The following is a 12,066-nucleotide window of genomic DNA, read 5'->3' as shown; positions in this document are numbered from 1 at the left end:
AGTTTATCCTCAAATACCTTGTAGCGCCACCTGCACAATTCAGGGGCTGTTACGGTTTCAAAACTACCTTAACACAATCGTCTTGTTTTTTGCTGAATATTTCATACCCTTTGGCGGCTTCACTTAATGGCAAGGTGTGGGTAATAATATCATCCAAAACAACCTTCTCTTCTTTCACCAGGTCAATCAAATGATCAATGTAATTCAACACCGGAGCTTGTCCTTGTTTAATGGTAAGGCCTTTATCAAAAATACGGTGCATCGGAAAGTTATCGTATGGCGAACCATAAACACCTACAATAGTAACCGTTCCGCTACGGCGAACCGCTCTAAAAGCCAGGTCGAGTACTTTCATGCTACCTACCTCAAAGTTCACGGCCGATTTCACCCTATCCAAAATGCCGCGCTCAGGCTCAAAACCTACAGCATCCACACATACATCGGCACCACGGCCACCAGTCATTTGCCTTATAGCCTCAACTACATCAACCTTATTAGGGTTAAGTGTTTCCACTTTATTTACCGTTCGGGCTTTATCTAAGCGGTAATCTAATACATCAATTGCTATTACCCTGCTTGCACCCATAATCCAGGCAGCTTTTTGTGCCATTAACCCCACAGGCCCTGATCCGAATATGGCCACTACTTCGCCGCCTTTGAGCTGCGCCCAATCTATAGCCGACCACCCGGTAGGGAAAATATCTGTTAAAAATAGTACCTGCTCATCAGTCATGTTGTCGGGCACAATGCGCGGACTAATATCTGCGTAAGGAACACGTACATATTCAGCCTGGCCGCCCGAGTATCCTCCATAAAGGTCGGTATAGCCAAATAAAGCCGCTCCTTTTTCGTCCGCCAGTCCACCATCAGGTCCGTAATGTTCATAATTTGAATTCTCGCATGATGGCGAAGCACCATGTTGACAAAAAAAGCAATGCCCGCAAGCAATAGGGAACGGAACTACCACCCGGTCGCCTTTTTTTAGTTTGGTAACCGATGGGCCAACCTCTTCTACAATGCCCATAAACTCATGTCCCAAAATCATGTCTTTAGGCTGTGGAACACCTCCGCTTAATATATGAAGATCAGAACCGCAAATAGCTGTAGAAGTAACCCTCAGGATCACATCGCCACCCTCTTCAATACGTGGATCATCAACAGTATCCACGCTTATATCACCCGGTTTGTGAAAAACTGCTGCTTTCATAAATAAATTTTTTAAATTTTAATTTTATTATTTAACTTAAACATTATTTAATAGTCGCTGGTTTTAATTAATTATAAAACACCATTGCTTAATTTCCTTTGAAGCAACAACTTATAGCAGCATATATGTTTGTATTCTATAGAGAGACAAATCACTATTTTATGTAACTATTATATCATAATTATCCCTACAGGTACTAAATCAACATATATACTGCTTATTGTATGTAAAATTTATAATAATATAGTCAACTTAATGTTTGATATATTATATTTGGAGCCATTGATGAAATCTGTTTATTTAATTGGTATAATCCTGTGCTTCCTTCTGATTGGAGGTATAAAGCATAGCTATGCCGGTCACTACAAGCAAACAGATTGTTCGGCACAACTAAAAACTGCACAGCCCCCACATCTTCAACTTGCCATACCAGATAAAGAGCATGCCGTTATTAAAAATAGAGCATCGGCCGATGTTTATGAATATGTAATAACCATCGACGATAATGAGGAAGATGACCATACAATATCGGCCAGGAAATATGTGCTCTTGGTCAGCTGTTTTTTTGCCCTCTCCTACGCGTTTATTCTAAGCTCGTTATTCAGCTCTATTAAAGACCGCCTTCCTTATTGCGGCCATTTAGCTAATGCCAGTTCCTGCAAGTATATAACTCAAAGAGTTTTAAGACTCTGATAACCCTTTTTCATCAGTTCACCGCGGTATAATTATTATACCCTGTTTCTACTTGTGCATTACTTTTACTTCACCCATACTGTGTAATGTCCTGTAAACTGATGTGTCCATTCGTCTAAAGGAATTTTATTCCAGGCATTCAATCGCTAAAAATTCATATAAAATCATGAAAAAAATTGTCATGTACACGGGCTTATTGGCCTTGCTGTACCAAGTTAGCTGTACTCCTAAACAAGAGAAAAAGGAAGAAGCTGCTACCTACACCATTACCAGTCCTTTAAAAATCGACACTTCTTTTACCAAAGAATATGTGTCGCAAATCAAATCGGTGCGGAACATCGAACTCCGGGCACAGGAAAAAGGGTACCTGCAAAACATTTATGTTGATGAAGGCCGGACAGTAAAAACCGGTCAGTTGCTGTTTAAAATAATGCCCAAAGTTTATGAGGCCGAACTGCTGAAAGCACAGGCCGAAACCAAGGCAGCACAAATAGAGTTGCAAAATACCAGGCTGCTGTCTGATAAAAACATCGTTTCTAAAAATGAGCTGGCTATGGCGCAGGCCAAACTCGACCAGGCCAAAGCCGAAACATCACTTGCCAGGCTCCATCTCTCATTTACCGAAATACGGGCACCATTCGATGGAACCATTGACCGGATCCCTAAGAAACTGGGAAGCCTTATTGATGAAGGCGAGTTATTGACCAGCCTTTCGGATAATAGCCAGATGTTCGCTTATTTCAACGTATCCGAACCAGAGTACCTGGATTATGAGAGCAATGTTAAAGGTCGGGGCGACCGTAAGGTAAGCCTGCTTTTGGCCAATAACCAACCCTTGAAATACAAAGGCGATGTGGAAACTATAGAAAGCGAGTTCAACAACGAAACCGGAAACATCGCTTTCCGGGCACGTTTCCCCAACCCCGATAAGCTCTTGAAAAACGGCGAAACCGGTAAAGTGCAAATGACCGTTCCGCTTCGCGGCGCGCTTGTAATACCACAAAAGGCTACATACGAAATACAGGATAAAACCTATGTTTTTGTAGTAGATACTAAAGGAGTGGTACGCTCGCGGGTGATAACCATAACCGGCGAAATGCCCGACCTGTATGTGGTTGCAAGCGGCCTTGCCGAAAGCGACAGGATACTGCTGGAAGGTGTACAAAAGGTAAAGGATGATGACAAGATCAAGTTTGAATACATAAAGCCTAAAGAGGCTATGTCCAATTTGCGCTTAAAGGCAGAATAGTGGTTCAATACCTAAATAAGTAAATCAAATGTTTAATAAGTTTATACAAAGGCCGGTACTCTCTATAGTAATATCGCTCATTATAGTGTTTTTGGGAGTATTGGCTATTACCCACTTACCGGTAACACAGTTTCCTTCTATTTCTCCCCCAAAGGTGAATATTACAGCTGAGTACCCTGGTGCTAATGGTGAGCTGCTCATCAAATCGGTAGTAATTCCGCTCGAAAGGGCCATTAACGGTGTGCCCGGCATGAAGTATATGGCATCCGATGCCGGTAACGACGGCGAGGCAACCATTCAGGTGGTATTTAACCTGGGTACCGATCCTAACCAGGCATCCATCAATATTCAAAACCGGGTGGCTTCCGTAGTTAACAAACTGCCGCCGCTGGTAGTGCGCGAGGGCGTAAAGGTTACACGCGAAGAATCGAATATGCTGATGTACATTAACTTGTATAGTAAAGATCCGCATACCGATCAAAAATTCCTCTTCAACTTTGCCGATATCAACGTATTGTCGGAATTGAAACGTGTGGATGGCGTGGGTGTGGCCGATATTTTAGGTAACCGCGAATATGCCATGCGGATATGGTTAAAACCCGACCGTATGCTGGCCTATAAAATTTCGGCTGAGGAAGTAATGAAAGCGCTTGGTGAACAAAGCATGGAAGCCTCGCCGGGTAAAACCGGTGAAAGCTCCGGTAAAAGATCGCAGGCGTTCGAATACGTTTTAAAATATCCCGGTAGGTTTACCACCAAGGAAGGATATGAAAACATTATCCTAAAATCAAGTTCCGATGGCGAAATCCTGCGTTTAAAAGACGTTGCCGAAATTGAATTTGGAAGCTCCATGTATGATATTTACTCCAACCTTAACGGGCGCTCTTCGGCCGCTATTACGGTAAAACAATCATACGGTAGTAACGCCAGCCAGGTAATTAAGGATATTAAGGCTAAAATGGCGGAGCTGAAAAAAACATCTTTTCCTAAAGGAATGGACTACGAAATCAGCTATGACGTTTCCAAGTTTCTGGATGCTTCTATTGAAAAGGTTATCCATACGCTGGTTGAAGCCTTTATTTTGGTGGGCATAGTGGTGTTCTTGTTTCTGGGCGATTGGCGTTCTACTTTAATACCGGCCATTGCGGTACCGGTATCGTTAATTGGTACGTTCGTATTTATGCAGTTCTTTGGCATAACGCTAAACCTTATTACGCTCTTTGCGTTGGTGCTTGCTATTGGTGTGGTGGTAGATGATGCCATTGTGGTAATTGAAGCGGTGCATGCTAACATGGAAGAACACCATCTTTCGCCACTAAAAGCTACCAAAAAGGCCATGCACGAAATTAGCGGAGCCATCATTGCTATTACGTTCCTAATGGCAGCGGTATTTGTGCCAGTCGCGTTCATGTCGGGCCCGGTAGGGATATTTTACCGGCAGTTTTCCATCACCATGGCAACGGCCATTATACTATCAGGAATAGTAGCGCTTACGCTTACGCCAGCACTCTGCGCCATGATGCTGCGAAATAATCATGGAAAAATTAAAAAAGCGAATATACTCGATAAGTTTTTAGCCGGCTTTAACAACGGGTTCAACAGTTTGGCAGGCAAGTATCAGAAAGTGCTGGGCTTAATTATTACTCGCAGGGCGGTAACTTTCATGATGCTGATTGCGTTTTGTATTGGCATATATTTCCTGAATAATAACCTTCCATCAGGCTTTATCCCTAACGAGGATCAAGGGATGTTTTACGCCATTATTCAAACGCCTCCGGGTTCATCATTGGAAAGAACTAACCAGATAGCCGAAAGATTACAGAAAGTTGCCGAAGGAATTGAAGGCGTTCAATCTGTATCATCATTGGCCGGTTACGAAATACTTACCGAGGGAACTGGTGCCAACTCGGGAACTTGCTTAATTAACTTGAAAAGCTGGGAAGACCGTAAAAATTCGGTGCAGGACGTAATTAAAGAACTGGAGGAAAAATCGACCGAGATCACTGGTGCTACCATCGAATTCTTTCAACCACCCGCTGTACCGGGCTACGGAGCTGCAGGTGGTTTCGAGCTGCGTTTGCTGGATAAAGCCGGTTCGGGCGACTTCAAGAAGATGGAAACCGTGAGCCGCGACTTTGTGAAAGACCTGAGCAAACGCCCGGAGCTATCGTCGGTATTTACCTTTTACAGTGCCAGCTTTCCGCAATATATGTTAAGGATTGACAATGATATTGCCCAGCAAAAAGGTGTGACCATTGATAATGCCATGAACACGCTCTCTACCCTGGTAGGTAGTAACTACGAAACCAACTTTATTAAATACGATCGTCAGTATAAGGTAATGGTACAGGCCCTGCCCCAATACCGTGCCCTGCCCGAGGATATTTTAAAGCTGTATGTAAAGAACGATAAGGATGAAATGGTACCCTTTTCGGCATTCATGAAAATGCAAAAGGTTTACGGTCTATCGGAGATCACCCGCCATAATATGTACAATGCATCAGAAATTAGTGGTGCCGCCGCACCCGGTTACAGCAGTGGTGCCGCTATTAGTGCCATTGCCGAGGTTGCCCAAAAAACCTTGCCTCGCGGTTTCGGTATCGATTGGGCCGGGATCTCCAAAGATGAGGTGGCCCGTGGTAACGAGGCTATTTATATTTTCATGATCTGTCTGGCTTTTGTTTACCTAATTCTGGCTGCACAGTATGAAAGCTTTATTTTGCCTTTAGCGGTGATCCTTTCTTTACCGGCAGGTATTTTCGGTGCCTTTTTAATGCTCAAATTATTAGGCCTCGAAAACAACATTTACGCGCAGGTAGCCATGGTAATGTTGATTGGTTTGCTGGGTAAAAACGCGGTGTTAATAGTAGAATTTGCCGTTCAAAAACACAAAAACGGCGCAACAGTGCTTAAAGCTGCCATGGAAGGTTCGGCGGTAAGGTTCCGTCCAATTTTGATGACCTCATTCGCTTTTATTGCCGGCTTAATTCCATTGGTGTTCGCATCTGGTCCGGGTGCTATTGGTAACCGTACCATAGGCACTGCCGCTGCCGGGGGGATGTTGTTCGGTACTATATTCGGGGTACTCATTATACCTGGCCTATACTACATATTTGGCACCATCGCCGCAAAATTCGTTTTGATACAAGACGAGGAAGAAAATCCGTTAACCGAAGAAATTGATCATAATGTATAAATATAGCAAACACAAAGGCATTACCCTGCTGGGTATATGCCTGGCTATTGCAAGTTGTAAGGTGCCTGATGCATTGCAGATAACCGAAAACAGGTCGGTTCCCGAAGCCTTCGATAATAATGGTAACCGGGATACCACTAACATGTCTGCCATGCAATGGCGAAACTTTTTTACAGACAAAAACCTGGTTAGCCTTATAGATACCGCCCTTAAAAACAACCAGGAATTGCAAATAACCTTACAGGATATCGGTATAGCTCAAAACGATATTCGTATAAAGCAAGGACAACTTTTGCCAACTGTAAACGCAAGGCTTGGCGTAGGTGTTGAAAAAGTAGGTAGATACACCAGCCAGGGTGCCGGTGATGCTACGACCGAAATTGCTCCGGGCCGTGAGTTTCCCGATCCGCTTGGAGATTATACCGCTGCCATTTCGGCCAATTGGGAGGTAGATATCTGGAAAAAATTGCGCAACGCAAAAAAGGCAGCCATAACACGTTACCTCTCCACAGTGGAAGGCAAAAATTTTGTACTCACCAACTTAATTGCCGAGGTTGCCACTTCGTATTACGAGCTGGTTGCGTTTGATAATCAGCTGGAAATTGTGCAGCAAAACATTGCCCTGCAAAAAAACGCGCTGGAGATTATAAAGGTGCAAAAACAAGCTACTAGGGTAACCGAGCTGGCTGTTCAAAAGTTTCAGGCCGAAGTGTTGAAATCACAAAGCCTGGAATTCGATATTTTGCAGAAGATCAAGGAGTCTGAAAACAGGATTAACTTTTTATTAGGCCGTTACCCAACGCCGATTTTGAGAGATAAGAGTAGTTTTTTAGCATTGATGCCGATGGCCGTTAGTTCGGGGGTGCCATCGCAATTATTGGCGAACCGCCCCGATATCAAACAGGCCGAACTTGACCTGGTTGCCGCCAAGTTGGATGTTAAAGTTGCGCGTGCGGAGTTTTATCCCTCGTTCGCTATATCGGCAGCTTTAGGCTTTCAGGCATTTAAGCCTTCGTATTTGGTTAAGTTCCCCGAATCGGTACTTTACTCATTGGCCGGTGACCTGGCAGGACCGTTAATTAACCGTAATGCTATTAAAGCGGAGTTTTACACGGCCAATGCAAGGCAATTGCAGGCTATTTACAACTACGAAAAAACCATTCTCAACGCTTATATGGAAGTCAGCACACAGCTATCCAATATTAGCAACCTGAGCAAAAGCTACGAGTTAAAATCTAAACAAGTGGCCGCGCTTACCAAGTCTATTGATATCTCCAATGACCTGTTCAAATCTGCCCGGGCCGATTATTTGGAAGTATTACTTACTCAACGCGATGCGCTGGAATCAAAGCTCGAACTGATAGACACGAAGAAAGAACAGTTAAACGCTATAGTGAACATTTACAAATACCTTGGTGGAGGTTGGAAATAAATTATTCCATAACAATAAGAGTTGATCAAAACACGATCGGCTCTTATTGTTTTAGTGTTATTTTAGCTTAATTCTTATTCTGTAACTACCCTTACCGGGCCAAGCAAGCCCGATGAAACCAAGGGTGAATCTTTCTTAAAATAGTTCCAGGTAGTAAAGCAGTAACGACCTTTCGATGGGCGTGGCTGATTGTTTAAAAACCAGCTGGGGAACTCTTTTAAAAAATCCCCGCTGTTCATGTGGCCCGGCATCCACTCCATGTCAGCAGGTTCTTGCTCATCACCAATAAGCCGGTTGGCCCAAACATTCGTTACAGCTATTTCTATTTTATTTCCTTTGCTTTTTAGTAATTGTGCCGGAATTTTTATTCTCCAGGGAGCTGTCCAAACTACCCCTATATCTATGTTATTGATTTTAACTTTTGCTATGTGGTTCACCACACCTAAATCAATATATAGCGGCATTTTGTTGCCCGTTATTTTTGTATTTGCAATGTTAAAGGAGTTTGTATAAACGGCAGTTCCACTATAATATTTAATACCAGGTTCGCTGTTCAATGTCCAATCCTCAAGGGCATTAAATTTTACCGCTTGTGCCGGCCCTCCCCAGGTGGCATCAAATTTCACATTCCAAAAACCATCAATTACTGCAATTGGCACAACTGGCATAAAATTAGGTTTGGCCGATGTTTTTAGTACTTTATTTCTGAATACTATAAAATAACTTTGAGAATTATCAAAATCAAGTGGTATTAATGTATGTCCGTTACTTTCTTTAAAATCTGAAAGATTGCGCATATCACCTGTAACAGGATCCCAAAGCTCGGGTTGTTTACCGGTAATTTTAAAGCTGCAATTTACCGAACCGGCAGAACGGTTTACATTGGCTACAAAATATATGTCGGTATTATCGGCATTACGATGAATAGCTTTAACATCCGTGCTTTTATCTGCTACACTTGCTGTAAAATCATCGGCCGGAGATACGATATGCCCCCATTGCAGTAAAGCCTGGCAGCGTTGCCAGTATTTAACCAATGCTTTACCCGGTTCCCACCAGGTTTGTGTACGGTCGAAATGTGTTCCCCACTGACCCATGGTTGCGCCGGGTTTGTATTTATCATCCCAGGGTTGCTGCACAAAGCGGTGCAATATAAAACGGTTTACACCGGCACAAAATGCAGCATCACCCATTGATTTAAGCCATGCCGGTGTCTCGTTCCATTTGCTGTCTTTTGGATCGCCGGTGAATGCCTCGGCTTCAATAATGTTTTGCCCCGATTTTCTAAGTGCAGCCACCGTTGGATCTAACTCGTATGGTGCATATTTACCTTTATGTGTCCAAAATTCTGTCATTACATTTTGTACCAAGGGCATAATTTCATCTTGCCGCCAAGGCCCCCCGTAAGGTTCACATAAAAAAGTGAGGTTAGCAGCCTTCAGCTTTTTAGCAATAGTTTTAAAATAAACATCCCGGTAAAGATCTTTGATGGTAGCACTAAAGTCCGCTCTGAACTTTGCCGAATCCTGTTTACTTCCAACAGTACGTTTTGCAAATGAGGCCAGGTAGGGCAGCAAATCGTACCCCCTGCGCGATCGAAATTCTTCTCTCATCCTGGGTGTCCAGGTTGGATCCCCGGCTTCGTAGCTGTCAAAATGTACATGAGTAAATCCCGTTCCTATCAAATCGCCCAAATGCTTTTTAATTTCGCCAACTACATGGTCCATGTGAAAATCTACGGCCTGCTGGCTCATTTTGTCACATTCTAAACCGGTTGCTTTCCATTGCGCCGGTTGTATCAGTGTACCGGTTGTGGTATGGCCAAACCTGTATATGATCCAGTCGCCTGCAGGTGCATCCCACTCTAATTGCCCGTTCGCCTGCATTTTAGCGGTTAAGTCGATAACGCTTTTTTCAGGAACAACACCACCCGCGGGGAGGGCTATAACCGCAATATCTTTATAATAAGTTTTACGGGCAGCAATTTCGGGCCTTTCTACTAAACCTGTTTCGGGATTATAAATAGGCCAGGGCGTATGCCCGCGCGGGTTTACTTGCGGCCGGCTCAGGTTAACGCTGATATGCTTGTTGCCAGATAGTTTTGTTTCTCCCCAGCAAATTTCCTGCATAGAAAGTTCAGGACTTATCCATGGACCTCCGCTCGATTCATAAGACGGCCCGTTATACATCCCAAAATCCATCCCCAGCCGTTTTGATTCTAAAGCAGCATGCCTTACGAGTTTCCACCAGGGCTCGGTCCAGGATACCAGTTCAGGCGTCGGGCTTTTCTTAATCTCGCCCGCCCAGGGCGTAGTTATATCGGCCAGGCTAAACATGGTAGTACGGTTAAAACCCTCTTTCTTTAAAGCTTCCAGGTCGCGTGTGATGCCGCTTTTGCTTAAATTAGATCCCATCCACATCCATAACACGCCTGGTTTCGCACTCTCTGGCGGATTTAAAAAAACCTTAGCCGGATCGGTTTGTACCCTGCTTTGCGCCAAACATACGTTTGTACACACCAATAACAGCACAAAGAAGAGCATAGAAAATTGATAGTTTTTCATATTTATGATGTTATTCTGGCCCATATAATTGCCATTCTAAAAGGGTTGGCTCCGCCAACTTATTTTCTACCTTCAGCCTAAAATATTGCGCTTTAATAACCTTGAAGTTTTGCACACTGCCTACGCCTGCGGTGGTTACTTTAACCAAAGGCAACCATTCATTACCGGCTTTATATTCCATCGTAACATCCTGGTGTTTATTTTCCCATGGATGCCATGGTTCATCAACTATCATAGTAGATATGTCAACCGGCTTTTGCAGGTCGAGCTCCAATGTTGCGCTCCGGCTGCCTTTGGCTGCCTCCCATTTGGTTAACCTGCTGCCATCTAACAGATTTTTACCAGCCAGCTCTTCCGACTTTTGAGAAGAAACTGTAATTTTCTTATCGGCAACCGGCGACGCTGCCACCTTTGGTTCGCCGGTAAATTCAACCACCACAACAGTATTCAGGCTATCGGGCAGTTGCTTTGGCAATACAATTTGTGATTTAGCAGCTAATTTGGTAACCTTTAACGCTTTACCAGGACTGGCCAACAGGTATGCACGGCTTATTTTGTTTAACATAGGCACACCCAGCACGCCATTGGCCGGGTTATTAAAAACATGCAAGTATAATTTTTGCCCTTTACGGGTAGCACGGCCCCATGACAGGTAGGGAAAAGGACTTGCTGTGGTGCCATATATGGATTCTTTATTAACTTTTATCCATTTACCTATTTCGGCAAGCCTTTCAATACTCACACCGGGTATTTCGCCGCGCGAGGTTGGGCCTACGTTCAACAACATGTTACCGCCTTTGCTTACCACATCGGTTAGGTCGCGTACCATTGTTTTGGTGCTTTTCCAATTTTCATCATATAATTTAAAGCCCCAGGTATCATTCATAGTCATACATGATTCCCAGTTACGCCCAGGGAAACCTGTTGCAGGTACAAATTGTTCGGGGGTTTCGGTATCGCCCTCATAACCTCCGCCTAAACGGTTGTTGGTAATTAACCCAGGATGCTCTTTAACTATGGCTGCAAACTTCGCCGCACGTGCGGGTGTCATGTTTTGAGGCGTATCCCACCATAAAATATCGGGTTCGCCATAGTTAGACAGGATTTCCTTTACTTGCGGTATGGCTATTTTATCCAAATAAGCATCAAAGTCACCCTTTTGGGCTTCATCCCATGACCCACCGCTTGCGGCACCGCCCGGGTGGGTCCAGTCCTGCGCCTGTGAGTAATAAAATCCTATTTTAATACCGGCCTTGCGGCAAGCATCAACCAATGGCTTTAACACATCTTTACCATAAGGCGACGAATCTTTTATATCCCAGTTGGTCACCTTCGAATCAAACATGGCAAATCCATCGTGATGTTTGGAAGTGATCACAATATATTTCATACCGGCATCCTTAGCCATTTTAACCCAGGCCTCGGGGTTGTAGCGGTCGGGGTTAAATTCTTTAGCGTAAGTTTTATATTCGGCAACCGGGATTTTTGCGGTGTTCATAATCCATTCGCCAATACCTTTAACCCGCTCATTTTTGTACATACCGGCAGGTACCGAATAAACTCCCCAATGAATGAACATACCAAATTTGGCATCCTTCCACCATTCCATTTTTTTGTTTTCCGTTTCGGCAGGCTTTGTAGTTTGAGCTATTCCCTGGCTTAAACACCCGGTTAACAGCATAGCTGATAGCAGTTTTTTCATCATATAAATAGTTGGTAATAATA

The 12,066-nt window shown here is 43.8% G+C and carries 7 protein-coding genes; 4 read left to right on the top strand and 3 right to left on the bottom strand.

Annotated elements, in window-relative coordinates:
• Positions 1 to 49: 49 nt before the first annotated feature.
• Complete coding sequence (locus ACFQ3S_RS00500) at positions 50 to 1,207, bottom strand: zinc-dependent alcohol dehydrogenase (protein WP_377160096.1); 1,158 nt, start codon at positions 1,205 to 1,207, stop codon at positions 50 to 52.
• Between the two features lie 255 nt (positions 1,208 to 1,462).
• Between ACFQ3S_RS00500 and ACFQ3S_RS00495 the strand changes: the two genes are divergently transcribed.
• From ACFQ3S_RS00495 to ACFQ3S_RS00480, 4 genes are all read left to right on the top strand, one after another.
• Complete coding sequence (locus tag ACFQ3S_RS00495; protein ID WP_377160094.1) at positions 1,463 to 1,900, top strand: hypothetical protein; 438 nt, start codon at positions 1,463 to 1,465, stop codon at positions 1,898 to 1,900.
• 166 nt (positions 1,901 to 2,066) lie between these two features.
• Positions 2,067 to 3,149: an efflux RND transporter periplasmic adaptor subunit gene (locus ACFQ3S_RS00490; protein ID WP_377160092.1), complete on the top strand. Its 1,083-nt coding sequence runs from the start codon at positions 2,067 to 2,069 to the stop codon at positions 3,147 to 3,149.
• 28 nt (positions 3,150 to 3,177) lie between these two features.
• A complete protein-coding gene (locus ACFQ3S_RS00485) occupies positions 3,178 to 6,345 on the top strand; it encodes an efflux RND transporter permease subunit (protein WP_377160090.1) in 3,168 nt (1,055 codons plus the stop codon).
• A complete protein-coding gene (locus ACFQ3S_RS00480; RefSeq protein WP_377160088.1) occupies positions 6,338 to 7,777 on the top strand; it encodes a TolC family protein in 1,440 nt (479 codons plus the stop codon). Before ACFQ3S_RS00485 ends, ACFQ3S_RS00480 begins: the two co-directional genes overlap by 8 nt.
• Before the next feature lie 74 nt (positions 7,778 to 7,851).
• Here the strand turns inward: ACFQ3S_RS00480 and ACFQ3S_RS00475 are convergent, their stop codons facing one another.
• Positions 7,852 to 10,341 carry a glycosyl hydrolase gene (locus tag ACFQ3S_RS00475; RefSeq protein ID WP_377160086.1) on the bottom strand — a complete coding sequence of 830 codons (2,490 nt, stop codon included), beginning with the start codon at positions 10,339 to 10,341 and terminating at the stop codon, positions 7,852 to 7,854.
• 10 nt (positions 10,342 to 10,351) lie between these two features.
• Positions 10,352 to 12,046, bottom strand: coding sequence for an alpha-L-fucosidase (locus ACFQ3S_RS00470; RefSeq protein WP_377160084.1), 1,695 nt, complete (start codon positions 12,044 to 12,046; stop codon positions 10,352 to 10,354).
• Positions 12,047 to 12,066: the final 20 nt, after the last annotated feature.

It is taken from the genome of Mucilaginibacter terrae, assembly GCF_042679325.1.
GTDB classification, from domain to species: Bacteria; Bacteroidota; Bacteroidia; order Sphingobacteriales; family Sphingobacteriaceae; genus Mucilaginibacter; species Mucilaginibacter terrae.
The sequence above is the reverse complement of the archived record's forward strand: the minus strand, read 5'-3'. Positions and strand labels throughout refer to the sequence as shown.